The following is a 26,678-nucleotide window of genomic DNA, read 5'->3' as shown; positions in this document are numbered from 1 at the left end:
TAGCAAATCGACCGAGGAAGGTCAATGAACTGATCCGCCCTCCGACAACCATCAGAGGGCGGAAGCGTAGAAGCACCGATGGGCAGGTTCTATCAGGTTTGTGCTGGTGGTGTGACCAGAAGTACTTCGTTCGAGCAGGGGCTTTCTGCTTCACCACCATCGCCGCCGTAAGCACTAATTGCAAAAAAATAGGGGGTGTTTGGCTCGAGTCCGCTGATTTCAGCCGGTGGAACTTCGACCGTTTGACCTTCTTCGTAAGAGCATGACCCGTACTCTCCAGATGACTGCTTCCCGTAGTAGACATGATAACCAGATACATTTGGATCGGTAGATGCATCCCAGGTCAATCTGGCCGTGACCCCATCTGGGGTGGAGGTCAGTGAGATTGCCGGGTCGTCCGCTTCATTAGAGTCTGCGAGGTTCGCGAAAACTTCTGAATCTTCCGCGTCATGTTCGGGTGAGCCCAATGCCTGATCATCACCTTCGGACAAGTCCGACGTACTCGAATCAAGGCTTGATTCGTTCGCTTCCTCCGTCGACGCTGGATCATCAGCCGGAGTGGAGAGCGAAGAAATGATCGGACCTCCTCCTTCCTGTTCGCCACAGCCGGATAATGGCAGTGCGATCACACCCAGGAGGATCAGTCCTGCTGTCGATCTTGTGAAGAGATGATAAAAGAAGTCGATCAAATTCATGTTTGCCCGCATATGAATTGCTCCTAAATTAATTAAGCAGGTGAATGGCCAGAACTTGTCACGGATTCCGTCCGCCATGTAGCGGTTGATTCAAGTTAAGCAAACATAGTGCCAAGGTGCGTGCGTGGAAATATTACATACAGTCAATTGGTTATGGGATATTAAGAGTTGCTGAAGATACCAGGTATGTGAAGGGTTCAACCTTCAGCTATTACAATAATTAGGAATGCACCTGGATGGGGGAAGGCTTAATGTGGACTCTTATGGCCCGTGATGTAGTCATCAACGTCGGCCACCGTCAAGGGCGAACTCGTTGGGGATCAGTGCGCTCTTTAAAAAATCTCAAGAGCAGGACCCCATTCACCAGAATGACGATTGCCAGGATAACGTAGGTGGTCACCGGTGAGGCAAGGTCCAGCTCACCCAAGACACGAGAGAGCCCGAATCCGACGATCAACCCGTCGAATGCCATACAAATACGCCTGAATGTCTCAGGGTCCATCAAGCGGATGAGAAACGTCCCCAACGGAATACCAACGATCACGCTCGGGACGATGTAGGGGATAATCTCCATACTGCCGGCGCTGTAGAAGCCGATCAATCCATAGGCGATGGCGGTTAGTGACGATTCCGCCAAACGGATGATGCCCAGCGCGGCGCGGAAATCCTGTTTGGGATAACCTTGATTATTGAAGAGGAGAGCTAACGGGGGACCGGAAATGGTGGTCACGGAGTAGAGGGTGCCGAGTCCTAGTCCAAACGGTACGGCGATGACTTTTTCAGCCTGGATGGGTTTGCGAATGCCTGCGGCTTGGAGCAGAATCAAGGGTAACAGAAAAAAATAGGTGACGAACTTGATCCACGCTGGGTCCACGAGGGAGAGAAGATAGCTCCCGATGCCGACGCCGACCGCTAGACCACCCAGAATTGGAGCCACCCGCCAGAAAATATTGGGGATACTGCGTCGGTTGATAAAAAGCACATAGGCGTTGATCACGAGCTCAACGAGTACGAGTGCTGGGTTCAAGATACGATTGGTGTAGAACAAGAGGGCCACAGGAACGGTAATCGAGGAAAAGCCGTATCCAAGGGCTCCATTCACGATGGAAGCCACAAAGGTAATGACGACAAGAACGACAACATCATCCATGGAGTGTTAGTCCTTGAGACCGTCGGATGCAAAGTCGGCAAGGGTGTAATAGTCGAGGATCCCGGCGATGGCATCACGAACGGTTCCCATCACCTGTTGCACTGGACACCGGGTCTTCTCCGCATAGGGACACTCACGACACTTTTGATAGGCTGTCTTGCTCACGCATCCGATCGGGGCAAGCGGACCATCGAGGGTGCGTATGACCTGTCCTAGCGTAATTTCCTTTGGTTGTTTGATGAGGACATATCCGCCCTTTACACCACGTCGACTGGAAATCAATCCGGCTCGCTTGAGCGTGAGGAGAATTTGCTCTAAGAATTCGATCGGGATGTGTTGCCGATCAGCAATGTCGTGCCGCTGGAGTGTCGTTCGTCCATGTGCGAGCGTGAGTTCGAGTAAAGCTCTCAGACCGTACTCACTTTTCTTCGACAGCTTCATGGTATTGTATTGGCAGAAATTCAACTAACTTTGTCAACAAGCATAACAATATGAAAAGTATATTCCATACGTCAAGGTTAAATCAGAGGGGACAAGAATCTCATCTCAGGCACTCATGCGGGGTAAGGATCTCGTCTTTCTTGAGTCTTGATGGTGTGTGGTAACAGCTTAGAGCGGGCTGTTCCTTGACACTGGAAAAGCATTCTTGCTAGCCTGCCAACTTCACATGTAAACATCTAGTCATCTCTCCTGACGAGGCTGCACGTTCAGTGACGTTCCAAGAACTGATTCTAACCCTCCATCGTTTCTGGGCCGATCATGGATGTGTCATTCATCAACCCTACGATATGGAAATGGGCGCAGGGACGTTTCACCCTGCCACGTTCTTACGATCACTCGGACCAGAACCATGGCGCGCCGCCTATGTGCAGCCGTGTCGTCGACCTACCGATGGCCGGTATGGTGAAAACCCCAACCGTCTCCAGCATTATTATCAGTACCAAGTCGTACTGAAACCTTCACCGGACAACATTCAGGAGCTGTATTTGGAGAGTCTGGCTCGGCTGGGGATTAATCCAAAGGAGCATGATATCCGCTTCATTCAAGATGATTGGGAATCACCGACGTTGGGAGCCTGGGGACTTGGCTGGGAAGTGCGTTTGGACGGGATGGAAATCACCCAATTCACGTACTTTCAGGAAATTGGAGGCATTGAACTGAGCCCCATCACGGGCGAAATCACCTATGGGACAGAGCGAATTGCCATGTATCTGCAGCAAGTGAACAACGTCTTTGACCTGGCGTGGACGGATTCCATCAAGTATGGCGATATTCACCATGAAACCGAGGTGCAGGGGTCGCGGTACAACTTTGAACAAGCGGATGTGGCCATGCTGGTGCAGGCGTTCGAGGCGAATGAACGAGAGTGTACGCGCTTGCTTACCCAAGCCGACCAGCGCAGAACGCTGCCTGCCTATGATTACTGCATCAAGTCGTCCCATGTGTTCAATCTCTTGGATGCGCGCGGTGCGATCAGTGTGGCGGAGCGAACGGGTTATATTGCCAGAGTGCGAGCATTGGCCAGGCAGTGTGCTGAACGCTATCTCGAAGAGCGAACTGCGATGGGCCATCCGCTGTTGAATCACGAACCGAGAGGCACAAAGTCCGGCACGCCTCGAGCAGAGGTCGGAACAGGCCGCACGTAATTCGTTATGGCAACTCAACAGAAAGCCGCACGCCGAAAGACCGCACAGAAGAAACGTAGCGAGACTTCCGCACCTGCCACGGCTGAGTTGCTGTTGGAAATTGGTGTAGAGGAACTGCCCTATCAATTCATTGCTCCCGCGCTCACGTCACTCAAGGAATCGGCTAAAGCTCTATTCAACGATCATCGGGTCACCTTTAAGTCCATCCAAACCATGGGGACACCGCGGCGATTGACGATCGTGGTTGATGGCTTGGCGGCGAAACAGACCTCCATCATGAAAGAGGCAATGGGACCGTCCAAGGCTGTTGCGTTCGATCAGGCGGGGCAACCGACCAAAGCGGCCTTCGGATTTGCCGCTGGTCAGGGTGTGGCCGTTCAGGAGCTTCAAGTACGCCAGACCCCGAAGGGTGAGTACCTGTTTGCAGTGAAACGTGCGGACGGCCGGGCGTCCACCGATGTCTTGCTCGAAACGCTCCCGCAACTCGTATCAGGTCTGGCTTTCCCCAAAGCAATGAAATGGAACGAAAGCGGCGTGCGCTTCGCCCGTCCGATCCGGTGGATGGTGGTGCTGTATGGAGGCAAGGTGCTTCCAATCAAGGCCGGCGGGATCACAGCATCGGATCAGACGAAAGGCCATCGAGTCTTAGGCGGAGGGAAGTGGGGCACTGTTCGCGATGCCGCTTCCTATGCCAGGTTGTTGGAGCGCCAGGGTGTCATCGTTGATCCACAGCGCCGTCGAGAACTGATCGAGGAACAGATTACTGCCATTTGTCACAAGGCAGGATTTCAGTTGAACGACGACGAAGCCTTGCTTGACCAGGCCGTGTACGCCACGGAACAGCCCCAGGCGATTATGGGGTCTTTTAAGGATGTGTATCTGAAGATGCCGGAAGAGATTCTGATGACCTCGATGAAGGAACACCAGGGATTTTTTTCCTTGCGGCAGAAACACACCGGCAAGCTAGCGCCCCATTTCATCGCCGTAGCGAACAACCGTGTCAAAGATATGTCTCTCATCCGCGAAGGTAACGAGCGTGTGTTGGCAGCTCGGTTGGCCGATGCGAGATTCTTTTTCGATGAAGATCGGAAGATCACGTTGGAAGCGCGTGCCAAGAAACTCAGTGGAGTCACGTTTCATCGGAAACTGGGCACGATGGCTCAGAAGCAAGAGCGAATGAGAAAACTGGCTGCTTTCATGACCGCTCAATTGGATGGTAGCCAAGCTGAGCTACCAAAAGTTTGTGATCGGGCGGCGGCATTGTCCAAAGCCGACCATCTGACTGGGATTGTGGGTGAGTTCCCTGAGCTTCAAGGTGTCATGGGGGGAGAGTACGCGCTGCACGACGGAGAATCAACGGCGGTGGCTCAGGCTATTCGAGAGCAGTACCTGCCTAAAGCAATTGAGGGAGCATTACCCAAGACGAGGGCGGGACAGGTTCTTTCCCTGGCAGATCGACTAGATTCCCTTGCATCGTTTTTTCATGTGGGTATCGTCCCGACGGGATCAGAAGATCCTTTTGCGTTGCGCCGTCATGCCACCGCGATCGTAAGGGTCGTGCTTGAAGAGAATCTTCGAATCGATCTCAGGCCATGTATTGACCAGGCCATGGAGATTGTGGTGGACGACGGGTTTAGCGGCGCGCCAGGGTTAGATCAGGAACGTCGTCTGCGTATCACGGAGTTCATCTTTGAGCGACTTCGACACTACGGCCGAGTCGTATATACCTTGCGGGATGACGTTATTGATTCAGTGCTGAAATCATCCCATGCTAAATCGGTAGATCTCGTCGACCTTATGCAGAAGATGAAGGCTATTGAAGAAGTAACAAGGAAACCGGAGTTTGATCCCTTGATTGTCGGGTTCAAGCGTGCGCATCGGCTAGTTGAAAAGGAACAGTGGGAGCGCTTGCCGGTTGATGACACGAGGTTTCAAGATCCCTCAGAAATGACGCTTCACCAGGCAGTCGCCGAAGAAGGACAAAAGATGGGGTTCGCGCTGTCCACAGGTGACTATCAAGGGGCATTGAATTCCTTGGTTGGACTCAGGCCGATCATCGATACATTTTTCGAAGCCGTGATGGTGAATGCAGAAGACAAGACCATCCGCAGTAATCGGTTGTCGCTACTCAAAGAGGTTGATGACCTGTTTATGTTATTCGCGGACTTTTCCCAGATTGTGGTACAAGGACGGTAGATCGAATCGGACGGAAAGCGGACTGCGCTGGGTGGACCAGGCACAGCGAGAATTGCCATGGATCAGCCGATGGTGGCCGAGTCCAGTCGGGCGAACAAGATCCGACGATTTTCTCTTGTGGTTTCGCTGGGCTTAATCGTGTGCTGTAATGCCGTCCTCTTCGTAGGGCTTAAGCTCAGCGGCATCAATTTGGATGACTTGGTAAAGACTCCCGATCTTTTTAATGCCAAACAGGATGTCTGCCTTCGATTGTCATGGCAGTCCCCGCCAGGTGAAACTGAACCAGTTCAGCTCTGTTCGGAATGGCTCAACCTTTCTGATCCGAGCGGCCAGCCGCACTCTCTTTCGCCCGATACGAAGCTCAAGAAGGCACCTGATGGTCACTATTATGTCGATCAAGGTGTTCAGGCCGACTACCGATTGTTGATGCTGATGTTGTTTGTCGCTGCTATTATCGTTGGTGGCGTAAAGACAAAGTGGCTCCTAGTGAACCGGTATCGGCTTCATCTGGAGTCGACCGACAGATGAAGACGTCGACAGCTCATTGATACGCATTCTTCCTGGAAGGAGAAGTCACGTGGCAAAGAAATACGTCTACTATTTCGGTGACGGCAAAGCTGAGGGTACCTCACACATGAAGGAACTGCTCGGCGGAAAAGGGGCGGGATTGGCAGAAATGACGAATCTCGGTATCTCGGTTCCACCCGGCTTCACGATCACGACCGAAGCCTGCATCGAATACGACAAGCACGGGAAGAAATATCCACCCGGCATGTGGGAGGCGACATTGGCTGCCCTGAAGCGCGTAGAGCGGTCGATGGGGATGGGGTTTGGGAATCCCGAAAAGCCGTTGCTGGTCTCCGTGCGTTCCGGTGCCCGCGCATCAATGCCCGGGATGATGGATACGGTGCTCAACGTGGGCCTGACGTTGAAGACGGTTGAAGGCCTTGCCGCGAAAACGAAGAACGAACGGTTTGCGCAGGACAGTTATCGCCGGTTTATTACGATGTTCGGCAGCATCGTCATGGGGGTTCCGCGCGAACATTTCGAAGCAATTCTCAAGCACAAGAAGGAAGAGATGGGCGTGACCCACGAGACCCACTTAGATGCAGGTGGATTGCGGGACCTCGTCGCACGATTCAAGACGTTGGTGAAAGAAGAAACCAGGAAGGAGTTTCCGGACGACCCCAATGAGCAGTTGCGCATGGCGATCAATGCGGTGTTCTCGTCCTGGAATGGTGCACGTGCGATCACCTATCGGCGGTTGAACGGCATTCCGGACCATTGGGGGACCGCGGTCAACGTGGTTGCGATGGTGTTCGGCAATATGGGCGATACCAGCGGAACCGGTGTGGCCTTCACCCGCGATCCGAACACCGGCGAGCACAACTTCTTCGGTGAATGCTTGATGAATGCTCAGGGTGAGGATGTTGTGGCTGGTATCAGAACGCCGTTGCCAGTCAGCGCACTCGCGAAGAATGTTCCGGCAGCCTACAAAGATCTCGAACAGACCTACAAGAAGTTGGAGAAACATTACCGAGACATGCTTGACCTGGAATTTACGATCCAGGAGGGCAAACTCTATATGCTCCAGACGCGCGTCGGGAAGCGGACCGGCATCTCGGCCGTTCGGATTGCCGTTGAAATGGTCAAAGAAGGATTGATCACAAAGCGTGAAGCCGTGCAGCGGGTCGGTCCTGATCAATTGGCGCAGTACCTCTATCCAATTTTCGATACGGCGGTGGAATCCAGTTCGACGCCATTAGGCAAAGGCTTGCCGGCCGGTCCTGGGGCGGCGGCGGGAAAGGTTGCGCTCACACCGGATCGTGCGGTCGAGATGAAAGCCGCTGGGCAACGGGTCGTGCTCGTCCGTGATGAAACCAGCCCGGACGATATTCACGGGATGAATGCGGCAACCGGATTTTTGACCGCGCGTGGCGGGATGACATCGCATGCGGCCGTGGTGGCGAGACAGATGGGGAAGGTCTGCGTCGCCGGTTGTGAAGCCGTAGAGGTGATCGACGATCAATCAGTACGGATCGGTTCGAAGGTGTTCCGCGAAGGGGACTATATCTCCGTCAATGGTTCCACCGGGAATGTCTACGATGGGGACGTGCCGGTAGTGGAATCGGAGATCATTCAAGTCGTGCAAGGGAGACTGGATTCCAAGAAGTCGACGAAGTATCAATTGTTCACGACATTGCTGTCCTGGGCTGACAGCGAACGGACACTGCGTGTTCGAGCCAACGCTGATGTTCCGGACCAGGCAAAGATCGCGAGGGGATTCGGAGCGGAAGGCATCGGATTGTGCCGGACGGAGCACATGTTCTTTGCCGAAGATCGAATTTCGATCATGCAGAAGATGATCCTGGCACGCACGAAAGAAGAACGTGAAAAATTTCTTGATCAACTACTGCCGCTGCAGAAGCAAGACTTTATTGGGCTCTACCGAGAGATGCAGGGGTACCCTGTCACGATACGGCTCCTTGATCCGCCGCTCCACGAGTTTTTGCCGAAGCGCGAAGACCTGATGGTAGAGATTGCCCAGCTGGAACTGACCGAGCATGACGGGGCCAAGCTCGAGGAAAAACGGCGTTTACTGGCTCGAGTGGAAGAACTTCACGAATTCAACCCTATGCTGGGGCTCCGTGGCTGTCGGTTGGGTATTACCATGCCGGAGATCACGCGGATGCAGGCAAAGGCGATCATGGAAGCGGCTTGCGAGTTGGCGAAGGAAGGGAAGAAGATCGTACCGGAGATCATGATCCCACTGGTCGGCATGGTCGCCGAAATGAAGTCTCAGAAAGATCTCGTGAGAGAAGTGGCTCTGGAGACCATGAAACGGTACGGCGTGAAGCTCAATTATCTGGTCGGGACGATGATCGAGTTGCCGCGTGCGGCTGTGACGGCCGATCGGATTGCGCAGGAGGCGGAGTTCTTCTCATTCGGGACGAACGATTTGACGCAGACCACGTTCGGTTTCTCACGTGATGATGCTGCGAAGTTCATCGATTTCTATAAGACCAACAAGATCATGGATTCGGACCCCTTTGCTGTGCTCGACCGCGAAGGCGTTGGTTCGCTGATGAAACGGGCCATCGAGGGTGGGCGCAAGACGCGACCCGATATCAAGCTGGGCATCTGTGGCGAGCATGGCGGCGATCCCAGCTCCGTCGAGTTCTGCCATCAACTGGGGTTAGATTACGTGAGCTGTTCACCATTCCGCGTCGCGATTGCGCGATTGGCGGCGGCGCAAGCAGCGATCGCAGCTTCGAGTGTGAAGCCGGCAGGGAAGAAACCCAGGACGGCGCGCAAGCCAGCGAAGTCGCGTAGGTCTTCGACGTCACGCCGTAAGAGACGGTGACCACTACTCAACACGATCTCCGCTTCATGACCCTAGCCCTTCGCTTGGCGGCGAAGGGCCAGGGAACGACGAGCCCGAATCCGATGGTCGGAGCCTTGGTGGTCCGTCAAGGTGAACTTGTCGGGCAGGGATTTCATCTCCGACCAGGAACTCCCCACGCAGAGATTCACGCGTTACGACAGGCAGGGACTCGCGCTCGAGGTTCAACGCTCTACATCACCCTTGAGCCCTGCTGCCATCTCAAGAAACGCACGCCACCTTGCGTCCCAGAAATCCTTCGCACTGGTGTCCGCCGTGTGGTGATTGCGATGCAGGATCCGAATCCATCGGTCAAGGGAAAAGGAGTCGCCGCACTTCGACGAGCCGGACTCTCGGTCTCGGTCGGAGTGGCTCGCCTCGAAGCCGAAGAATTGAACAGGGCCTACTGCCATTGGATGAAGACCGGTCGGCCTTATGTCACACTCAAGGCGGGCATGACACTAGATGGACAGCTGGCGACGGCAAGGGGCGAGTCCCAGTGGATCACGAGTGAGATGTCCCGTCAGGAGGTGCATCAGCTTCGTCGTTCTGTCGAGAGCATCTTGATTGGAGTGAACACCGTTCTGATTGATAATCCGTCGCTGACTGCGAGGACGGGAGCGCGATTAGAGACGGTCGCCTCACGGCAGCCTCTTCGCATTGTCGTCGATAGCAGACTACGCATCCCCCTCACGGCAAAGATTTTAACGCAACAGGATAAGGCCAAGACGATTGTTGCGACAACGGCGATGGCCCCACGAACCAGGCGATCGGCGTTGGAAGAGAAAGGCATTGAAGTCTTTACGATTTCCGCTCGGGAGGGTCGTGTGTCGTTGCCGGCTCTCCTCAGGGAGCTTGGACGGCGCGGCGTCCGGTCTGTACTGGTAGAGGGAGGGGGCGAGATCAATGCAGCGATGTTGAGGGGCAAGTTGGTTGACCACGTTCGTCTCTACATCGCGCCCCTGTTGCTCGGTGGCCGAGATACCAAGGGACTCATCGGGGGAAACAGTCCCGCACGACTCGCAAAGGCAATACGTGTCCGTCGTATGGTGGTGCGGCCGCTCGGTGACGATATGGTCGTGGAAGGAGTGTTGTGATCTTTTTGCGGTGGATGATTATTCTGACGGCGTTCTTGGCAGGCAGTGGAGCGTTCAGTTTTCTAGAAGTATCCGCTCAGTCCGCCCGAAGTCTCACAGCGCTCGTCCATCAGTATCTCGATGCCGGCGACGCGGATGAGGCAGAGCGTCTGTTGGCAACGATTCTGTCCGATGAGCAGGCGTCGATCGAAACGGTTTCTCTCATCATCAAGAAAGGAAGAGCGTACCAGAGTCAGCTCACCGGGACTCTTCCGAGTGAACAGATTGTCGTCCGTGGGCAGACCTACCCGTTGTCGTTGTTTGTTCCGGATTCCTATGAGACTGAGAAGCGCTATGCGCTGGTCGTGTGTTTGCACGGATTCGGTTTTACCGGTGAAGAATACCTCGAGCGGTGGCGTATTCGTTTGGGAGAAGACGCTCTCTTGGCTTGTCCCACCTATCCCTCCGGCGCCTGGTTTACGAGGCGGGCTGAGGAATTGGTGTTGGAGACGATTCAGGATGTCACCAGGCGATACCATATCGATCCCGATCGAGTCTTTCTGACAGGTATGTCGAACGGCGGGATCGGAGCGTGGCTGATCGGGATGCATCATGCGCCGCTCTTTGCCGGGATTGCGCCCATGGCAAGTGGATTGGATGATGTGCTGATGCCGTTCCTCGTGAATCTTCGCAACACACCCATCTATATCATTCATGGAGCCAAAGATCAGGTCATGCCCGTGCAGCTGAGCCGATCGATTGCGAAAGAGCTGGATGCGCTTGGCTATCCGTACCTGTATCGCGAGCACCAACGTGAGCATCCTATCGCAGGCGGGCATTATTTCCCCAAGGAGGAGTTACCGGACCTTGTTGCATGGTTTCATCATCAGCGCCGCCAGCCGTTACCGGCTAGAGTCACGCTGGTGCGCGATGCCAGCCACTTTCAACCGTTTAACTGGGTTCGCCTTGATGCGACCGACCCCATCGCAGCATTTTCAGAGGATTTGGTGGACAGGCGTGACGAACGCATTAAGCGTCGGGTCTACGCCAGACTTGATGCTTCGATCGCCGAACGCAACCGCATCGAGGTGCAGGCTGAACACGTGCAACGGTATAGTCTCTTTCTGAACGAGGAGTTGATCGACATCTCCAAACCACTCGCCGTGCTGACGAACGGTCGGCCTTCATTCGAAGGGACCGTCACGCCGTCGGTCGAGACCCTCTTGCGACAGGCTAGACTACGCCAGGATTCTGAGCGTCTCTTTCCCATTCATCTCACGATTACCATCACGAAACCGGCTCCATGATTTCCGCAGCACGGCTTGACGTTGGTCCTCTGGCACGCCTGCTCGTCGTGTCCATCGGCCTCGTGCTGTGTACACCATCCGGGAATAGCCGGTCGGAGAGCTGTACATTGCCTCCCAATCATGCCGGGCTCACCTTTCCCGTCGAACGAGTGGACCAGGCCTGGGCCTGTCGACTGCAACCGATCATCGAGAATAATTCGATCGAGAGTCGACTCGGACCGATTCGAACTACGGTATCCGGAGCGTTGTATCGGTATCTCTTGGATGATCCTCCGTTGACTGCAACGCTGATTCGGCGTCTCAATCTTGGCCTGTACCAGTCGGAAGGGCGGGGTCCTGGTCGATTTTGGGGGGACGATGGAGAGGGGTCAACGGGTATCGTCGAGCTGGTGTATGAGGATCCTGCCTCGCGCATCTACTTCCTCGATGGTACGCACGAAAGCCGGCTGCTGCCCCATGTGACGGGGAAGGCGGTCGTCTTTCTTCGGATCGGTGTCGTGCAGGATGAGGGGAGCCACGAATCGACGGTAAGCACGTTAGTGGCCTATACGAAATTGGATAATCCGTTTCTATCGGGGTTAGTGACCATCCTGCATCCGCTTGTGTCCAGACTTGCGGCCGGCAGGTTGAAAAAGGGAGTGGAGACGGTTGATCGATTGGGGGTGGTGATGCGGGAGGATCCTCAACGCGTGTTGTCTGAAGCACGGAATCCTCCGTCTCTACCCGATCAGCACATGGCGTTCCTGAAGCAGATCTTGAGCAGCCCGCGGAGCCCTGACAACGGGAATTCTGACGGGCGATCGACCCCATGACCGCCTCACGCAGCTTCGTGCTGATCTGCACGGTCGGCATCTTTTGTTTCATCAGCTACAACATGGTGCGGATGCCCGCCCTAGCGTTGTTCGCCGAATCGCTCGGCGCGAGTCCGGAGCGAATCGGTTTGATCGTCTCCGTATCGACCATCACGGGTGTCTTGCTGAAGCTGCCGTCCGGCGCCCTTTCCGATATCTATGGACGACGGTTCTTGTTGCGGATCGGCGTGGTGGCGTTCGGCCTGCCGCCCTTTCTCTATCCGTTCATCACAGATTTGGATGCGCTGACGGCGCTGCGGTTTCTCCATGGCCTGGCCACCGCTATGTTTGCCCCAAGCGCATTGGCCACCGTGGCAGAGCTCTATCGGGAACGGCGCGGTGCCGCGCTCGGGACCTACACGGCTTGCACCCAGTCGGGCTCACTGTTGGGGCCCTTTCTTGGTGGCTATCTCATTCATGCGGCCGGATTCGACACGGCATTCGTTACAGCCGGGGTGTTCGGCTGCATCGCCATGGTCTTGTTCTATAGTCTGCATCTCGACGTCGCCGTACCGCCTCGGACAGAAGAGGGAGCAGGGGCGGTCTTATCTGAAATGTGGAAAGGCTTCGCGGCCGTCGTGAAGAATAAGAAAGTTCTGATTACGAGTACGGCCGATGCGGCTAAGATGATCGCCAATGGGGCCTTGATGGCGTTTCTCCCGTTGTATGGCGTGTCGGTGGGGCTGAACCCGGGTGAGGTCGGGATGCTCTTTACGGTGCAAGCCGTCACTTCATTTTTCTCCAAGCCGATCATGGGGCGCATCTCCGATCGGGTGGGGCGGCAGCCGCTGATTATTCTGGGTCTCTGTATCTGTGCCGGGACGTTTATCTGTGTTCCGCATGTCGCGATGTTTCCCATTTTGCTGATGCTGTCGGCTGGGTTTGGGTTTGGTGAAGCCGTAGTTTCTTCGTCCTCTTCGGCACTGGTCGCGGATAGTTCGGAATTCAAGAGACTGGGGGCCGGCTTGGGGATGCAAGGGACGATCATGGATATTGGGCACGCGAGCGGCCCGTTGCTGGCAGGCCTGCTGATTGCGAATTTGAGCTATCCGACGGCCTTCGCCATCATTGCGGGGATGCAATTGATGGCCGCCGGCGTGTTTTGGATCATGATTAAGCGAGTGTAGGTCGTGCCATCATGACGTAGCTGCGCTATAATGGCCGCGAGATGAAGGACATGTCGACGGGCGATCTCACAATCGGCGTGCTGGCTGTTCTGGGCGTGGTGGTGCTGCTTGTGTTGCTTGTCTACGTGGTGAAACAGATCATCCTGAGGAAAGACTGATGTTTACCGGCATTGTCGAAGAAATGGGCGCGATCACGGTCTTGAAGAAATCGCTGACCGGTGCGAAGCTCACGATTTTGGCTTCGACGGTGATGGCCGACCTCAAGATTGGTGACAGTGTGAGTGTGAATGGCATCTGTCTCACGGTCGTCTCGAAAACCGAGCGCGACTTTTCCGTCGAGGTCTCGCCGGAAACGCTCTCCGTGACGACGCTGGGGAGCTACCCGGTGGGCATGCCGGTCAATCTCGAACGGGCGATGAAGCTCAACGAACGCATCGGTGGGCATCTGGTGGCCGGCCATGTGGATGGAGTCGGCGTGATCCGGAGCCGACAGCAAGATGCCAACGCGATTCTGTTGGCCATCGAAGCGCCGCCGAATATCTTGCGATACTGTGTGGCCAAGGGGTCAATTACGGTGGATGGAATCAGTTTGACGATCAACGATGTGAACGACAAGGGGTTCTCCGTCGCCATCATTCCGCACACGGCCAAGGTGACGACACTTGGACTCAAGCAGGTGAACGATTCCGTCAACCTTGAATCCGACCTCATTGGGAAGTATGTCGAACGTCTGCTCCAAGAGCGAGGCCAATTTCCGAAACCCACCCTCAGCATCGATACAGACTACCTGCAGAAGCGCGGACTGATCTGATCGCTGCGAATCGGAAGCGCTTCTGGCTGCCACCGTGCTCAGCCGCCTCTCCCCATGTACATCTCATCTAGACAATAGTTGATGCTTGACCTATGTCGCGTAGCGGAATAGACTGACGCCAGATGATACGGTCATTCAGATCAAAGGCGACCGAGTCGTTGTTTGCCGATGAAGAGGTGCCGCGCTTTCGTGCATTTGAGAGGATCGCCAGACGAAAACTGTTGCTGCTCCATCGGGCGAAGGTGCTGGATGATCTGTTTCTTGTGGGTTCAGGGCGATACCCATGATGTGGAGATTGTGGACTATCATTGAGGTGCAATATGGCGCGCAAACGGTTGCTGGAGCCGATACATCCGGGTGAAATTTTATTCGAAGAGTTCATGAAGCCGATGGACATCAGCATCAATCGGCTTGCCCGTGAGATTCATGTCTCGCCGGGACGGATCAGCGCGATCGTCAATGGAAAGCGCGCCATTACAGCTGATACCGCGCTCCGGCTCAGCCGGTATTTGGGAACGTCGTCGGATCTCTGGATCGGACTCCAGGGGGAGTTTGACCTGCGAGTTGCCCAACGTACGATTGGGCCAGAAATTGAGAGGCATATCCAGCAGCATGTTGCCTAAGCGTGCATGTCCGAAAGTGACGGCGCTTGGTCTCAAGCAGGTGAACGATTCCGTGAATCTCGAGTCCGACCTCATTGGCAAGTACGTCGAGCGGCTGCTCTAAGAGCGCGGCCAGTCTCCTATACTCACCATCAACATCGATACAGACCATCTACAGAAGCGCGGGCTGATTTAATTTGTCGCGGTCATGTGCGTGTGTATCGTGGGTGCGCTCAAGAGCTATTGGTGACTCAGACCTTGAGGATTATCTATGCGGATGTCCTTCATCGAGGGCCAGCGGTGTCCGTAGTCCGCTGGATGGGATGTAAGCCTCTTCAATGAGGGTATGTCATGCGGATCCGCCTAAACATTGTTAGATCGTGAATCCCACCCAATACTCCTACGCGACTCAGCCTGCCCACGAGGCTGATTCACTCTTCTGGAAAGGGCGGCAATGACAGCTGACTATGTGCAGTTGATTAAGGCGCAACTGACTGATCGGCTTTCCGACGAAGTCAGGCGCGCTACCGACTCGGCGGTACAAACTCGGATTCTCCGGTCCACGGCAACAGAGATTATGATCTTCGTAACACCCGCAGGGACACGACTCGCGCCGGAGTTGTCCACAAACTATGCCGAAGCGCTATGGTGCTTCGCCAGGGGGAAATCATTCAGAGGAGTTGACCACGACAGCGCGATCACCATGCCCATAGTTGACAGTGTTCAGGCAGCGCTTCTAGGGAAGCTCTGATTAATTCACAGCTCCATTCAGAACGCTGGTTCTCGAGTGATTCTCAGGTCAAATTCGGTGGGCATCCGCTACTTCACAGGCCTGTTCATGGGGGAGCCCACCGTCTGATGACCCGTGGCTGGCCTCTGGCCCCCACGTTCCCTACGCCCCTGCCATGAGCCGCCTCCGTGCGACATAGAGATTCGCTAACCCGCAGCTGATATACAGCCAGTGCGTATTCTTTGCCAGCCCGCGGTACCGGACTGTGGCCCACCCGAAGATGCGGTTGATGACCAAGAAGGCATGTTCGACTTTCGCCCGCACTTTTGATTTCACTACGCTTGGGGTCGGATCTTGCATCGTGCATAATGGAAACGATTTGGTGTGATCTGCTCTCACTGCCCCAGCCCACACATGATTGCCAGCTGGTATTTTCTTCTCTGCGTCGCGACTTTGGGCGTGATTCTCGATGTGACGCCTCGGCTGCGGTATGACTTGTGAAAGCAGTTCCGTTCATTCCCCCACAACCTGCCTCCAGTGCGAACAGTGTAACCGTCTTGACGATGTCTGACAGAATTTGGTACATTGTCCGACAAGAGGTCGGACATGGCACTTATCCAAGTTTCCGCCAGGCTAGATCCCACGCAATTGCGGCGAGCCCAAAAAGCACTCGGCGCCAAGACTACGAGTGAAACGCTGCAGCGCGCGTTGGATTTGGTCACTGAAAAGGCTGCGCACGATCGCATCCTCCAGCGATATAGCGCGGTGGGTAAGCCCGATGCCTTCGGCGAAGACCACTAAGTTCGCGCTGCTCGATACCGCAATCTACATTGAGAATTTCCGATCCGGTCGCTTCACGGTTCGCTTGCTGCAGTCTCCTTTTGTCATTAGCTGCTCTTCTGTTGTGCTTCACGAATTGCTCCGCGGGGCTCGCACTGCTACTGAACGAAAGTTTGTTCTTGAGCTAAGCCGACGATGCCAGGTGTTGACGCCAACAGAACAGCAGTGGCTGAAGGCCGCAGAGATCCTCAACAGGCTTCGACGGCGGGAACACTATGAGGCCACCAAACTGCGGGATCTCGCTTTTGACGTGCTGATTGCGCTGTCCGCAAGAAGCATTGGTGCCAGTGTGATTACAACGAATCACACCGATTTCCAGGTGATTCAGCGGGAGGTGCCCTTTCATCTTCTGTGTTGGGACTAAGGTGATTTCAGTCTATCCTGATACTCTGTGTGTGGTGTGGGGAAGGTGGAGAACTTCTCGCTGGCCTAAAGCAAGAAAATTGCTTTCTACATCATATCCTGGGGAAGAACCAGACGCTTTCTATGGCTGATTTTTCGCGGATGATCGGTAGGTGTAGTAGAGGATGAGACCGGCCAAGATCGACACGAAAATCCCAAATCCCATCTGTGCATCGAAGCTCACCGGGCCGATGTAGATCTGGTAGAGCTGTAGCAGCACTACCGGCAGGCATACCGCTAGGATGAGCGCGAGCAGATGCCGCCGAAGATAGATCGGCTCGCCCGGTTTTCGCCCGCCCCTTCCCATCACCCTCACTCCTCAATCGTCGAAATGTCTCCTGGGTCTTGCCCTAGCTCTTTGGCTTTGAGCACGCGGCGCATGATTTTCCCGGATCGAGTCTTGGGCAGTGACGAGACGATATCGATCTCAGATGGCACCCCGATTTTACCCAATTCTTTCAAGACTTGATCCTTGATTGACTTGATCAGATCCGGACTATCCTGCTCACCTTGCTTCAAGATGATAAAGGCCTTGATCGATTCACCGACCGTCTTGTGCGGTTTGCCGATCACGGCCGCCTCGGCGACGGCAGGATGACTGACCAAGGCGCTTTCAACCTCGGCGGTGCCCAGCCGATTGCCGGCGACCTTGATTACATCATCAGCCCGGCCCATGAACCACATGTAGCCGTCGGCATCTTTATGACAGACGTCGCCGGCCGTATAACAATTGGGGATCGTGTTCCAGTAGGCCTTGTACCGCTCAGGATCTTTGTAAATTGTGCGCATCATGGAGGGCCAAGGTTTTTTGATCACGGCAAATCCGCCTGCATTTGGAGGCAAGCTGTTTCCTTCTCGATCGACCACATCAGCCTCAATTCCAAGGAATGGTCGCGTGGCTGAGCCAGGTTTCAAGGGCACGGTGGGAAGCGGGGTAATCAAGATGGATCCTGTTTCGGTCTGCCACCAGGTATCCATGATGGGTTTGTCTTCTCCTGCCGCGCGATGAAACCATTCCCAGGCTTCCGGGTTGATCGGTTCTCCGACGCTGCCGAGGATGCGGAGCGTAGAGAGATCGAACTTCTTGGGCCAGTCTTCACCGTACCGCATGAGGAGGCGGATGGCCGTGGGAGTCGTGTAGAAAATAGAGACGCCGTACCGTTCAATAAGATCCCACCAGCGTCCTGGAGTGGGGTAGTCGGGTTTTCCTTCTGCCGTGAGGATTGTCGCACCATTGAGCAGTGGGCCATAGACGATATAGCTATGGCCTGTGACCCAGCCGGGATCTGCCACGCAGAAGTACACGTCCTCGTCTTTCAAATCGAACACATACTTGGTCGTCAGATAGGTGCCGACCATGTAGCCACCATGGACATGGACGACGCCCTTGGGTTTACCGGTTGTCCCGGATGTGTAGAGGATGTAGAGTGGAGTTTCTGCATCGAGTTGTTCTGCCTCGCACACTGCTCGTTCATGCTTAACCCATTCGTTCCAATCGAGTTCCTTCGGAGCGGAGAGCGCTATTCCCGGTGCCTGGCGGCGGATCACAACGACATGCCCAACGGTCGGACAAGTCTTGAGTGCCTCGTCTACGACGGGCTTGAGGTTGATAACCTTGCCCCGGTCGTATCCGACATCGGCCGTGATCACGACTTTAGCTTCGGCGTCGTTCATGCGACTCGCGAGGGCCGGCGCGCTGAATCCTGAGTAGACCACACTGTGGATCACGCCGATCCTGGCGCATGCGAGCATGGCAATGACTTGTTCCGGGATTTTGGGGAGATAGATGGTGACACGGTCACCTTTCTGAAGGCCGAGCTTCTTCAGGGCGTTCGCGCAGCGGTTGACCTGCCGAGAGAGTTCACCGTACGTGAAGATGCGTTCCTGGTCGTTCTCGCCCACCCAAATCAGTGCGACCTTATTCTTCCGCCACGTTTTAACGTGACGATCCAGACAGTTGTAGGCGATGTTGCATCGTGCATCGACAAACCATTTCGCCCATGGATACTCCCACTCCAAGACCTTGTTCCAAGGTGAAAACCACTCTAGTTCTTTGGCGGCATTGCTCCAGAACGTCTCCGGATCCGCGATGGATTTCTTGTACTCGGTTTCGTACTCTTTGATATAGGCTGCAGCGATCGTCTTGGGAGTCGGCTGATAGGTCCGACTCTCTTTCAGCAGAGTTTCGATCTGTTCACTCATGGCAGGCGTGTCTCCTTCATCAACGGAGTCCAGGGAGAGAGCATTATGGAGAAAGTCATGGATACCTGCAACCGTGCAACGACCGCGAACCGATCTCACCGCACCAGGGCGAGTGCTTCGACTCAGTTCCTTGACACCGGTCATGGCCGACGATAGGCTCACGACCTCGGCGATGAACACTCCACAGAGGTTGATGATGAGATGTGCTTGGATGATGCTTGCGAGACCCGTGATGCTGGTTGCTTACCTGATTACCCTGCAATCGCTGCATTGTCTGCCAGTTGCTGAAGCGCAATTGGGAAGGCCTGAGGGGCTTTATTATAAGTCTTGGGCGATCGTGATCGGGATTGAACACTATGTGGTGGGGCCGCCGATCCCAGGCGCGATCGCTGATGCAAAGAAAGTCGCCGAGGCCTTTCGGCAGTTGGGGTTCGACGAGGTAGTTGAACTCTACGACAAGGAGGCTGGATCGCGGCGTCTACACCAGATTTTAAACGATGTGCTCCCGAGAAAAGTTGGGCGCATGGATCGACTGGTGATCTTCTATGCAGGCCATACCGGCTGGATACCAGATGCCGATGGGCAGGACCGGGGATATCTTGTGCCGTTTGATGCACCGCTCAACAACGTCACCAAGTCGGTCACAGTTGAACAGCTCAAGGAATTTACTCGGCGGTCCGCCTCAAAACACACATTGCTGATTCTGGATGCACCGATCGTTGGATGGGAAATGACCAAGCCGCAAGAGCTTACGCTGGAAGGGCGGCTGAGTCCGGAATCGGAGACAGAGCGCCGTGCGGTGCAAGTGATTAGCGCGGCTCGTCAGGGCGAAGTTTCCGAACGACCCGATAACGAGAGCCGCTTTGTTCATACGCTCCTCGCAGGTCTTTCGGGAGCGGCGGATCTCGACAAGAACGGCTGGCTCATGGTGTCCGAGTTAGGCCGCTATCTTGAGCAACAAGTTGGAGCCGCGTCCAGTGGCAAGCAACTCCCGACGACTCTACGCATCGAGGGAGATGGCGACGGTGTCCTCATTGAAGGACGCAAGTCGGCTTTGACATTCGGCGCGGAGCCTCGGTCACCTGCCGAACGACAGCAACACGCGAAGGTTGAATACGAACGCGCCGTCGCCTTGATCCAGGAAGGAAAGGCGATCGAAGAGGCGGTCGAACGGCTGAATCGCGCGATCGAGTATGATCCCACCTATGGCGATGCCTACGTCCTCAAGAGCTATGTTCGATCGGAAGTTCTCCCAAATCTTGATGAGGCCTTGAGTGCCGGTCTTCTTGCTGTAAAATATGCTCCAGAAAATCCTGATTCCTTTTACATGTTGGGAATGATCTACGAAAAGCGCGGGCAGTTTAGGGATGCCGAGACAGCCTTGCAGCAGGCACTGCGTGTGAACGACGCCTATCAGGATGCCTACTTTGCGCTAGGGGAACTCTACGCTGATCGACTCAGCGAGCCACACAAGTCACTCGAGGCGTTTCGTCGGTACGTCGAGCTGGGTGGCACTCATGATCGAGCCCGTGCAGCGGTGAACCAAGCCGATCGTACGCCGACTCCTTAGTCCCGTTCTCCGCCTTTCAAATACCCCAGCCCAATCTTCACTGCGCGACGTGTGATTTCTGCCCAGCGTGTTTGAGGGTAGGCCGAGAGGATGGCTGCCACGGTGGGGTCTTGGATATCAAGCTGCTGAATGCGAAGAATCCCGTCTGTAATTTGGATGTCTGCCACAGATCCTCCTTGGTTTGTGATCGAGGGTGAAGCTTGTAGCGAGCGTTGCGTTGACGGATTAAAACCCACATGTTAGCATGATTTCACGGTTTTTACGCGTAGCCGCTACGTAAGGAACACTTCTTATTCATCTGGAGGAGGATTGCTATGATCAGGTCGCAACTGACTCACTCGAGGCTGGTCGGCCTCTGTCTTACGGTCCTGCTAATGGTGACACTTGTGGCTTGCGGTGGTCCCCCCAAGTGGGTCCAAATGGGATCCGGGGCGTTCAATGAAAAAGACAGCAAAGCCTTTTATGGGGTGGGTGCTGTCACGGGAGTACGCAATATCCCGCTGGCATGGGATACGGCAGAGAACCGAGGCCGGGCCGAGATTGCAAAGACCTTCGAAACCTATACGGGATATTTAATGAGAGATTATGCCGCTTCGACGACGGCAGGGGATTTCACGCGAAATACGGAAGAGCAAAACGTCGAGCGCGCGATCAAGACCATCACGACCACGACACTCAGCGGCGTGCGGAAAGTCGATCAGTATATGGACCCCAAGACCAATACGTATTATGTCTTGACCAAGCTCAATTTAGAGGATATGAAGAACAACTTGGAGCAGGCCAAAGAGCTCAATGCCCAGGTTCGAGACTATGTGAGAAAGAATGCCGATCGTCTCTTTGAGCGTTTGGAGCAGGAAGAGGAACGGCGAGATGTTCGGTAAACGGTGCTGAATAGGTAGAAGATGGTCCCTTCGCTTGGGAGGCGTCCTGTGATCCAAGGAGTGAGTTATTCGCTTATTGCCACGGTGACGGTTGCGTTCGTCCTGTCCGGCTGCGGTCATGAAACAAAGGTCACTCGAGTCGACACCGGGGTGGTTACTGACCTGAGTGGTCGGTGGAACGACACGGATTCCCGAGTGGTGGCAGAGGCGATGATCAAGGACGCTCTGCAATATCCGTGGCTCGGCAATTTTGAAAAGACGAACCAACGTCAGCCTGTCGTCGTGGTAGGGACCGTGCTGAACAGCAGTCATGAACATATCAGCGTCCAGACGTTCATCACGGATCTGGAAAAGGAACTCACCAATTCCCAGAAGGTCACGTTTGTGGCCGGCAAAGGTGAGCGTGACGAGGTTCGAGCTGAACGCAAAGAGCAAGCGATCTACGCGCGCGAAGAGACTCAGAAGTCACCAGGGAAAGAGACTGGGGCTGATTTCATGATGAAGGGCACGATTGCCACCATTCTCGACGAAGCCGACGGGACCAAAGCCGTCTTCTATCAGGTTGATCTTCAGATGATCGATCTGGAGAGTAATGCCAAGGTCTGGTATGGGCAAAAGAAGATCAAGAAGGTGGTCGAAAAGAAGCGTACCGTCTTTTAAGTTCCGCGGACACTGTTGAGACCATTCCTCCCACGGTTTTCCCCCAGGGGTTCTGTGTGGTTGGGCGTTACCACTCCCATCTCGTCGGTCTTGTCAGTTGTCGTTCTTTTTCTCCTGACGGGCTGTGGTCTCTCAGTCAATCACTATCTTCTGATCGAACAAAGCTTACAAGCCGGCGATCCGCATCGGGCTGCCACGATCGTTGAGCACGCTGAGCAAGAGTATGGTGCGAGAGGTCGGCTCTTATACGCGATGGATCGCGGTATGGTGCTGCAGTTGGCCGGCCAGTACGAGCACAGCAACGCAGCACTGAATCGAGCAGAAGAGGATATTGAGCGGCTCTATACCAAGAGTATCCGTACCGAAACCGCCGCCTTTCTGACCAATGACAACGCCTTACCCTACGAAGGGGATGCGTACGAGCATGTGATGGTCAACGTGATCAAGGCGTTGAACTATGCTGCGCAGGGGCACGTCGACGAGGCATTGGTGGAGGTGCGTCGTGTCGACCATCGTCTGAATGTGCTTGGCGATCGGGTCAAGGACAAGGGCAAGTACCGAAACGACGGATTTGCTCGATACCTGAGCGGGATTCTCTACGAAGCAGCCGGAGATCTCAACAATGCGTTCATCGCCTATCGGAATGCCTACGAGGCGTATGGTGCCATGAGTGGGTGGGCGAAGATGTCGTTTCCTCCATCTTTACGGGCTGATCTCCTACGCACAACCGAGGCCCTCGGGCTGACGACGGAATTTGAGTCATACCGGAAAGCTTTCCCAGATGTGACCTGGGAGCCTTCGATTTCTGGTGGGCGATCCGCTCAGGTTGTGATGATCAGCTACAATGGGCGGGCTCCCCGAAAGGAAGACCTGTTACTCGATTTGCCGATCAGTCTTGATGCCGTACAGTTAGTTTTGCTAAATAGAGGGGTGTTGTATCAGCCCTACAGGAGGGATCGCATGGTCGACAGCGTTCTCTATGGCCTCAATGGGCGGGTAGTTCGAGTAGCGCTTCCGCAATTGGTTCGACAGAAAACGCGAGTTCCGTCTGATGCCATGACGTTGACGGATTCACGTGGGCGCTCCGTGACCGTCCGATCGGAGCTGGCTCAAAATATAACAGCCCTGGCCGAACAGAGTCTTTCGGAGCGTCTGCCCGCGATGACGGTGAAGGCCCTTGCCAGAGCTGCGACCAAATTTGCGATGGCGGAAGGCATTACCCGAGGCGCACAACATGCGGCGGGGAGAGATGCCGCTCCGTGGGTGGGACTGCTGGTGGAATTGATCACCAAGGGGGCCGCGGTGGCCTCGGAAGAAGCCGATAAGCGAAGCTGGCAGACCTTACCTGATGAAATTCACGTCGCCAAGGCATGGGTCTCACCTGGTCAGTATCAGGTCTCTGTTCAACCGCCAGGACATCGCATGATGGGGAAGGATGGACAGGCAATCTCGCTGTCTGCCGGCCAAACCCTGTTCATCATTCGGCGTGTGCTGCAATGATCAACCGGTGTGGATCGATGCTGGGGCAAAGGATGGTGATCGGTCTGTGTCTCTGTGGAGTCGTGCCGATGACCGGTGGATGTACCTGGATATTGGGAAAAGACAAACCCACGTGGGTCGATGGTCGGACCTCGGACTATCCTCCCGCGCACTATCTGACCGGGGTCGGACAAGCCGACAATCGGAGCAGCGCGGAGGATCAGGCGTATGCGGCGGTGGCACGCATCTTTAAGGCGAAAGTGGCTTCGCATGCCAAAGACCAGGAGTCCTATTCGATCGTCGAGAACCAGGGCCTTGTGAATACCGAGAGACGGTTGACGATCGATAGCGTGACGAACGTCTCGACCGAGAAGGTGCTCGAGAATGTCAGAGTCCTGGACAATTGGTACGACTCGGACAAGAAGGTGCACCATGCCCTCGCCGTGATGAATCGATCTCAGGCGGAAGTGTCGTTGATGGATAAGCTCGGGGAATTGGATCGGACGATCACCGCGGAGGTTGCAGAGGCCAGGCAGGCAACAGACAAGCTTGCGAAGGTCCGTGCGCTCTTCACGGCTGTTCAAGACACGGTTCTGCGAGAGGCCTATAACATGGATTTGCGAGTGGTTCGCCCTAGTGGACAAGGAATTCCTCCTGCCCATCGACCGAACGAATTATTCAGGGAATTGGAGCAGTTTCTCGCGACAAATCTGGTGCTCTCGGTACAGGTGTCCGGCGAGCAAGGGGAGCTGGCCCAGCATGCGCTGGTCGAAGGGCTGCTTCGAGAGGGGCTGCATGTGAGGCCCCAGGTAAGTGAGGTCGACACCGGCTCGACGGAGGTACTCGTTCGTGGCACGGTGCGGCTCTTCCCCATCCAGGTGGGGGATCCACACTTCAAATATGTCCGATGGTGCAGCGATTTTGAAGTTCTGAATCTCGTCACGAGGCAAGTCATTGGGGCGGTTGCCCGGGGAGGGAAGGAGGGGCATTTGACAGAGGGCGAAGCGATGGCGAAAACGCTTCGCGTAATGCAGCAAGACGTGTCGTCCGAAGTGGCAAAGGCGATTGCGGCACAGATTCTTGACGATGATGCGTCACCCGTCATAACGGGGATGCCGGTGGGTTGTCCGCGAGAAGAGTCAATGGTGGGTCCGTGAGTGAACGTTCATATCTGAGGAGGTCATAATCGTGAAAAGATCGGATGACGTGTCCGTCAGTCGTGCTCCACGCAGCAGGGGCAGAGGCTTGACCAAGTCGGGACAAAAAGTCTCAAGCCGACTGGCTAAGCGGCGCTTGAATGATCGTCTGAAGCAAGACACACTGTCCTTCAACCAGGGTAACTTGGCGGACACCTTTCGTAAAGAAGGGTATGAAGAGGTCCCGCTCGATGAGTTACAGGACCGGCTCTCCAAGCTCCAAGGGCCATTGGCCGAAATCATTTTGAAGGGGAGGGTGTAAAGAGATGCCGTACTATTATTTTGATTCAACTGCACTGGTGAAGCGGTACAGTATGGAGCGAGGCACACGGATTGTGAATAAGTTGATGGTGAAACGTGGGAAAGTAGCCATCCTTCCGACATGGTCCGTCACGGATTTCTTCACGACTCTGTGTGCGCGCGCCCAAGAGGGGCAGATCACGCGGGATGATTGCTATTCTGTTCTGCATAAGTTCGAGATTGAGTCAAAACAGGGGCTCTATCAGTTTATTGCACCAAGAATGGAGACCTATCTGGCGACCAAGGAGTTGGCTTTAGAGTATCCGTTCCTTCGATCACTTCAGGCGATGCACTTAGCCTTAGCGTTAGAGCTGAAGCCCTTGCGGTTGACCGTGGTCAGCGCCGATACCCAGCTGCTCGCAGCATCGAAAACCGCGGGGCTCCATATCATCAATCCAGCGGAAGATTAGCGGCTTCTGTACAGGGAAGAGTAGCTCGCCATCAACTGATTCTGATATTCAGAGGTTGCCCTTGCGGTGTCTTTTCTGAGGCACGCTGAAGGATATCCAGAACAGCATGGTTCCATCCGGCTGGTCCGATGCCTGGGGCTCGAATGAGGTTGGGGAGAGTGATGTCTGGGTCGTAGGATCCGTCCGGTTTTTGCACTAATATCGGATGATCGACCGTAAGTAAGAGGGGGAGGTCGTTGAGGCTATCACCGATACCAATGGTCTCGAGATCCGACAGGTCAGGATCGAGTCCTTGTCGTGTATAGCATCGAAGCAGGATCTCGACTGCCCGGCCTTTATCGTTGTTTCCCATCAAGTGAAAGAAACGCCCTCCTCGTGTCCAATTTAGACCTCGCGTCACGATTTGGCGACAGATCTCCTCGATCAATTTGGGAGGTCCGTTGACCAAGAATGGTTCATCGAACTCGCGAAGCATCGACCGCAGCGCGTCTTCACGTGAAAGCCCTGTCGTCGCCATGACCTCATCGACTGATAGATCGCCGAACCCTTGCAGCCTCGTTCCTACCGCGTCCTCGATTTGTCGGAGGACATCGCGGAGAAGCGCATAGGGAGTGCCTAATTCTATGACGTGATACGAAGCACGTCGGCGAGATCGTGCCGGAGTGAAGTCAAAGGTCTCGAGCGGGACATACACCGCCGCTCCGTTCTCGACGATAAAGGGTGCCTGATGGTCCAATCGTTCGCGAAGCGGTTCGATTTCGGCACAAGTCTTTCCGGAGACCAAAATGACCGGAATATCCTGGGAGCGGAGCAGGTCGAGCGCTGGCCGGGCTTCGTCGAACGAGTAGGTGTTTCCGTCTAACAGCGAACCGTCTAGGTCAGTGAACAGGAGATATTGTGGCATAGGGCCCAAAGATAGTGTTCATCGCCGTTGAGCGAAGACCAGTGTCGGCTGCTCAGACGACGCGCCGAAAATTGTTCGGCGGGTCCTGTCTGTTCAGCTCCGGGTCAAATTGGACGGGGCCTCGCCGGCCGAAACCGTGAGGAGCGGTACTCGCACCATTTTGACAAAAGTACGACTCGACATTCTCGCTACGTATTCAACATTATGGCTGAAATGCGATCGTGCGTAAAGCCTGGATGGGCGCGGAGCAACGGTCCCTTT

General features: G+C 55.0%; 27 protein-coding genes and 2 pseudogenes. 21 read left to right on the top strand and 8 right to left on the bottom strand.

The annotated features are described in order from the left end of the window. Nucleotides 1-92: 92 nt before the first annotated feature. From IPM58_14870 to IPM58_14860, 3 genes are all read right to left on the bottom strand, one after another. The gene (locus IPM58_14870; protein ID MBK9308323.1) at nucleotides 93-707 is read right to left on the bottom strand and encodes a fibronectin type III domain-containing protein; all 615 of its coding nucleotides are present in this window, start codon (nucleotides 705-707) and stop codon (nucleotides 93-95) included. Between the two features lie 286 nt (nucleotides 708-993). Beyond that, entirely contained in the window at nucleotides 994-1,845 is an 852-nt protein-coding gene (locus IPM58_14865; GenBank protein ID MBK9308322.1) for a sulfite exporter TauE/SafE family protein, read from the bottom strand. A 6-nt stretch (nucleotides 1,846-1,851) separates the two neighbouring features. Next, complete coding sequence (locus tag IPM58_14860; protein MBK9308321.1) at nucleotides 1,852-2,286, bottom strand: Rrf2 family transcriptional regulator; 435 nt, start codon at nucleotides 2,284-2,286, stop codon at nucleotides 1,852-1,854. Nucleotides 2,287-2,555: 269 nt separating this feature from the next. Between IPM58_14860 and IPM58_14855 the strand changes: the two genes are divergently transcribed. The 12 genes and pseudogenes from IPM58_14855 (at nucleotide 2,556) to IPM58_14800 (ending at nucleotide 14,964) form a co-directional block, all read left to right on the top strand. Continuing rightward, nucleotides 2,556-3,491: a glycine--tRNA ligase subunit alpha gene (locus IPM58_14855; protein MBK9308320.1), complete on the top strand. Its 936-nt coding sequence runs from the start codon at nucleotides 2,556-2,558 to the stop codon at nucleotides 3,489-3,491. Nucleotides 3,492-3,497: 6 nt separating this feature from the next. Further along, nucleotides 3,498-5,687 carry a glycine--tRNA ligase subunit beta gene (locus IPM58_14850; GenBank protein ID MBK9308319.1) on the top strand — a complete coding sequence of 730 codons (2,190 nt, stop codon included), beginning with the start codon at nucleotides 3,498-3,500 and terminating at the stop codon, nucleotides 5,685-5,687. 57 nt (nucleotides 5,688-5,744) lie between these two features. Beyond that, the gene (locus IPM58_14845) at nucleotides 5,745-6,215 is read left to right on the top strand and encodes a hypothetical protein (GenBank protein MBK9308318.1); all 471 of its coding nucleotides are present in this window, start codon (nucleotides 5,745-5,747) and stop codon (nucleotides 6,213-6,215) included. A gap of 49 nt (nucleotides 6,216-6,264) precedes the next feature. Then, nucleotides 6,265-9,051, top strand: a complete 2,787-nt coding sequence (locus IPM58_14840) for a pyruvate, phosphate dikinase (GenBank protein ID MBK9308317.1) — start codon at nucleotides 6,265-6,267, stop codon at nucleotides 9,049-9,051. A gap of 26 nt (nucleotides 9,052-9,077) precedes the next feature. Beyond that, on the top strand, nucleotides 9,078-10,166 hold the full coding sequence (gene ribD, locus IPM58_14835; GenBank protein MBK9308316.1) for a bifunctional diaminohydroxyphosphoribosylaminopyrimidine deaminase/5-amino-6-(5-phosphoribosylamino)uracil reductase RibD: 1,089 nt from the start codon (nucleotides 9,078-9,080) through the stop codon (nucleotides 10,164-10,166). Then, on the top strand, nucleotides 10,163-11,452 hold the full coding sequence (locus IPM58_14830; GenBank protein MBK9308315.1) for a hypothetical protein: 1,290 nt from the start codon (nucleotides 10,163-10,165) through the stop codon (nucleotides 11,450-11,452). The genes ribD and IPM58_14830 overlap by 4 nt, the downstream gene beginning before the upstream one ends. After that, nucleotides 11,449-12,264: a hypothetical protein gene (locus tag IPM58_14825; protein MBK9308314.1), complete on the top strand. Its 816-nt coding sequence runs from the start codon at nucleotides 11,449-11,451 to the stop codon at nucleotides 12,262-12,264. The genes IPM58_14830 and IPM58_14825 overlap by 4 nt, the downstream gene beginning before the upstream one ends. Then, nucleotides 12,261-13,430, top strand: a complete 1,170-nt coding sequence (locus IPM58_14820; protein ID MBK9308313.1) for an MFS transporter — start codon at nucleotides 12,261-12,263, stop codon at nucleotides 13,428-13,430. The genes IPM58_14825 and IPM58_14820 overlap by 4 nt, the downstream gene beginning before the upstream one ends. Nucleotides 13,431-13,587: 157 nt before the next feature. Next, nucleotides 13,588-14,241 (top strand): riboflavin synthase, encoded by a 654-nt coding sequence (locus tag IPM58_14815; GenBank protein MBK9308312.1) that lies wholly within the window; start codon nucleotides 13,588-13,590, stop codon nucleotides 14,239-14,241. 122 nt (nucleotides 14,242-14,363) lie between these two features. After that, a pseudogene (locus IPM58_14810) lies at nucleotides 14,364-14,553 on the top strand (hypothetical protein). An 8-nt stretch (nucleotides 14,554-14,561) separates the two neighbouring features. Continuing rightward, the gene (locus IPM58_14805; protein MBK9308311.1) at nucleotides 14,562-14,864 is read left to right on the top strand and encodes a HigA family addiction module antidote protein; all 303 of its coding nucleotides are present in this window, start codon (nucleotides 14,562-14,564) and stop codon (nucleotides 14,862-14,864) included. Continuing rightward, nucleotides 14,851-14,964 (top strand): annotated as a pseudogene (locus IPM58_14800) (riboflavin synthase). Before IPM58_14805 ends, IPM58_14800 begins: the two are co-directional and overlap by 14 nt. A gap of 771 nt (nucleotides 14,965-15,735) precedes the next feature. Here the strand turns inward: IPM58_14800 and IPM58_14795 are convergent. Continuing rightward, nucleotides 15,736-15,933, bottom strand: a complete 198-nt coding sequence (locus tag IPM58_14795; GenBank protein MBK9308310.1) for a transposase — start codon at nucleotides 15,931-15,933, stop codon at nucleotides 15,736-15,738. 246 nt (nucleotides 15,934-16,179) lie between these two features. Here IPM58_14795 and IPM58_14790 point away from each other — a divergent pair, with 246 nt between their 5' ends. Next, nucleotides 16,180-16,374, top strand: coding sequence for a hypothetical protein (locus tag IPM58_14790; protein ID MBK9308309.1), 195 nt, complete (start codon nucleotides 16,180-16,182; stop codon nucleotides 16,372-16,374). Beyond that, nucleotides 16,352-16,777 carry a PIN domain-containing protein gene (locus IPM58_14785; GenBank protein ID MBK9308308.1) on the top strand — a complete coding sequence of 142 codons (426 nt, stop codon included), beginning with the start codon at nucleotides 16,352-16,354 and terminating at the stop codon, nucleotides 16,775-16,777. Before IPM58_14790 ends, IPM58_14785 begins: the two co-directional genes overlap by 23 nt. A 120-nt stretch (nucleotides 16,778-16,897) precedes the next feature. Here IPM58_14785 and IPM58_14780 read toward each other — a convergent pair whose 3' ends face one another. Both IPM58_14780 and acs read right to left on the bottom strand, forming a co-directional pair. Next, a complete protein-coding gene (locus IPM58_14780) occupies nucleotides 16,898-17,122 on the bottom strand; it encodes a hypothetical protein (GenBank protein MBK9308307.1) in 225 nt (74 codons plus the stop codon). A 5-nt stretch (nucleotides 17,123-17,127) separates the two neighbouring features. Continuing rightward, nucleotides 17,128-19,017: an acetate--CoA ligase gene (gene acs / locus IPM58_14775; GenBank protein MBK9308306.1), complete on the bottom strand. Its 1,890-nt coding sequence runs from the start codon at nucleotides 19,015-19,017 to the stop codon at nucleotides 17,128-17,130. 211 nt (nucleotides 19,018-19,228) lie between these two features. On the opposite strand from acs, the gene IPM58_14770 reads away from it, so the two are divergent. Further along, nucleotides 19,229-20,587 carry a caspase family protein gene (locus tag IPM58_14770; GenBank protein ID MBK9308305.1) on the top strand — a complete coding sequence of 453 codons (1,359 nt, stop codon included), beginning with the start codon at nucleotides 19,229-19,231 and terminating at the stop codon, nucleotides 20,585-20,587. On the opposite strand, the gene IPM58_14765 is transcribed toward IPM58_14770, so the two are convergent. Continuing rightward, complete coding sequence (locus IPM58_14765) at nucleotides 20,584-20,754, bottom strand: hypothetical protein (GenBank protein ID MBK9308304.1); 171 nt, start codon at nucleotides 20,752-20,754, stop codon at nucleotides 20,584-20,586. The genes IPM58_14770 and IPM58_14765 overlap by 4 nt on opposite strands. 147 nt (nucleotides 20,755-20,901) lie before the next feature. Here IPM58_14765 and IPM58_14760 point away from each other — a divergent pair, with 147 nt between their 5' ends. From IPM58_14760 to IPM58_14735, 6 genes are read left to right on the top strand one after another with little or no spacing between them, the layout of a single operon-like run. Further along, complete coding sequence (locus IPM58_14760; GenBank protein ID MBK9308303.1) at nucleotides 20,902-21,468, top strand: LPP20 family lipoprotein; 567 nt, start codon at nucleotides 20,902-20,904, stop codon at nucleotides 21,466-21,468. Nucleotides 21,469-21,489: 21 nt separating this feature from the next. After that, nucleotides 21,490-22,128: a penicillin-binding protein activator LpoB gene (locus IPM58_14755; GenBank protein MBK9308302.1), complete on the top strand. Its 639-nt coding sequence runs from the start codon at nucleotides 21,490-21,492 to the stop codon at nucleotides 22,126-22,128. A 54-nt stretch (nucleotides 22,129-22,182) separates the two neighbouring features. Continuing rightward, nucleotides 22,183-23,628 carry a hypothetical protein gene (locus tag IPM58_14750; protein MBK9308301.1) on the top strand — a complete coding sequence of 482 codons (1,446 nt, stop codon included), beginning with the start codon at nucleotides 22,183-22,185 and terminating at the stop codon, nucleotides 23,626-23,628. Between the two features lie 32 nt (nucleotides 23,629-23,660). Next, the gene (locus IPM58_14745; GenBank protein ID MBK9308300.1) at nucleotides 23,661-24,764 is read left to right on the top strand and encodes an LPP20 family lipoprotein; all 1,104 of its coding nucleotides are present in this window, start codon (nucleotides 23,661-23,663) and stop codon (nucleotides 24,762-24,764) included. A gap of 31 nt (nucleotides 24,765-24,795) precedes the next feature. Then, complete coding sequence (locus IPM58_14740; GenBank protein MBK9308299.1) at nucleotides 24,796-25,065, top strand: hypothetical protein; 270 nt, start codon at nucleotides 24,796-24,798, stop codon at nucleotides 25,063-25,065. 4 nt (nucleotides 25,066-25,069) lie between these two features. After that, the gene (locus tag IPM58_14735; protein MBK9308298.1) at nucleotides 25,070-25,513 is read left to right on the top strand and encodes a type II toxin-antitoxin system VapC family toxin; all 444 of its coding nucleotides are present in this window, start codon (nucleotides 25,070-25,072) and stop codon (nucleotides 25,511-25,513) included. A gap of 31 nt (nucleotides 25,514-25,544) precedes the next feature. On the opposite strand, the gene IPM58_14730 is transcribed toward IPM58_14735, so the two are convergent. Next, nucleotides 25,545-26,417: an HAD-IIB family hydrolase gene (locus tag IPM58_14730; GenBank protein ID MBK9308297.1), complete on the bottom strand. Its 873-nt coding sequence runs from the start codon at nucleotides 26,415-26,417 to the stop codon at nucleotides 25,545-25,547. Nucleotides 26,418-26,678: the final 261 nt, after the last annotated feature.

The sequence above is a fragment of the Nitrospira sp. genome (assembly GCA_016715825.1).
Taxonomy (GTDB): Bacteria; Nitrospirota; Nitrospiria; order Nitrospirales; family Nitrospiraceae; genus Nitrospira_D.
This window is presented reverse-complemented; position numbering and strand designations above follow the sequence as displayed.

Coding starts and splice junctions, on each gene's coding strand:
- IPM58_14870 (MBK9308323.1), bottom strand. CDS start 707: ATGCGGGCAAACATGAATTTGATCGACTTCTTTTATCATCTCTTCACA.
- IPM58_14865 (MBK9308322.1), bottom strand. CDS start 1,845: ATGGATGATGTTGTCGTTCTTGTCGTCATTACCTTTGTGGCTTCCATC.
- IPM58_14860 (MBK9308321.1), bottom strand. CDS start 2,286: ATGAAGCTGTCGAAGAAAAGTGAGTACGGTCTGAGAGCTTTACTCGAA.
- IPM58_14850 (MBK9308319.1), top strand. CDS start 3,498: ATGGCAACTCAACAGAAAGCCGCACGCCGAAAGACCGCACAGAAGAAA.
- IPM58_14845 (MBK9308318.1), top strand. CDS start 5,745: ATGGATCAGCCGATGGTGGCCGAGTCCAGTCGGGCGAACAAGATCCGA.
- ribD (MBK9308316.1), top strand. CDS start 9,078: ATGACCCTAGCCCTTCGCTTGGCGGCGAAGGGCCAGGGAACGACGAGC.
- IPM58_14825 (MBK9308314.1), top strand. CDS start 11,449: ATGATTTCCGCAGCACGGCTTGACGTTGGTCCTCTGGCACGCCTGCTC.
- IPM58_14820 (MBK9308313.1), top strand. CDS start 12,261: ATGACCGCCTCACGCAGCTTCGTGCTGATCTGCACGGTCGGCATCTTT.
- IPM58_14815 (MBK9308312.1), top strand. CDS start 13,588: ATGTTTACCGGCATTGTCGAAGAAATGGGCGCGATCACGGTCTTGAAG.
- IPM58_14805 (MBK9308311.1), top strand. CDS start 14,562: ATGGCGCGCAAACGGTTGCTGGAGCCGATACATCCGGGTGAAATTTTA.
- IPM58_14795 (MBK9308310.1), bottom strand. CDS start 15,933: ATGCAAGATCCGACCCCAAGCGTAGTGAAATCAAAAGTGCGGGCGAAA.
- IPM58_14790 (MBK9308309.1), top strand. CDS start 16,180: ATGGCACTTATCCAAGTTTCCGCCAGGCTAGATCCCACGCAATTGCGG.
- IPM58_14785 (MBK9308308.1), top strand. CDS start 16,352: ATGCCTTCGGCGAAGACCACTAAGTTCGCGCTGCTCGATACCGCAATC.
- IPM58_14780 (MBK9308307.1), bottom strand. CDS start 17,122: ATGGGAAGGGGCGGGCGAAAACCGGGCGAGCCGATCTATCTTCGGCGG.
- acs (MBK9308306.1), bottom strand. CDS start 19,017: ATGAGTGAACAGATCGAAACTCTGCTGAAAGAGAGTCGGACCTATCAG.
- IPM58_14770 (MBK9308305.1), top strand. CDS start 19,229: ATGATGCTTGCGAGACCCGTGATGCTGGTTGCTTACCTGATTACCCTG.
- IPM58_14760 (MBK9308303.1), top strand. CDS start 20,902: ATGATCAGGTCGCAACTGACTCACTCGAGGCTGGTCGGCCTCTGTCTT.
- IPM58_14755 (MBK9308302.1), top strand. CDS start 21,490: ATGGTCCCTTCGCTTGGGAGGCGTCCTGTGATCCAAGGAGTGAGTTAT.
- IPM58_14745 (MBK9308300.1), top strand. CDS start 23,661: ATGGTGATCGGTCTGTGTCTCTGTGGAGTCGTGCCGATGACCGGTGGA.
- IPM58_14735 (MBK9308298.1), top strand. CDS start 25,070: ATGCCGTACTATTATTTTGATTCAACTGCACTGGTGAAGCGGTACAGT.
- IPM58_14730 (MBK9308297.1), bottom strand. CDS start 26,417: ATGCCACAATATCTCCTGTTCACTGACCTAGACGGTTCGCTGTTAGAC.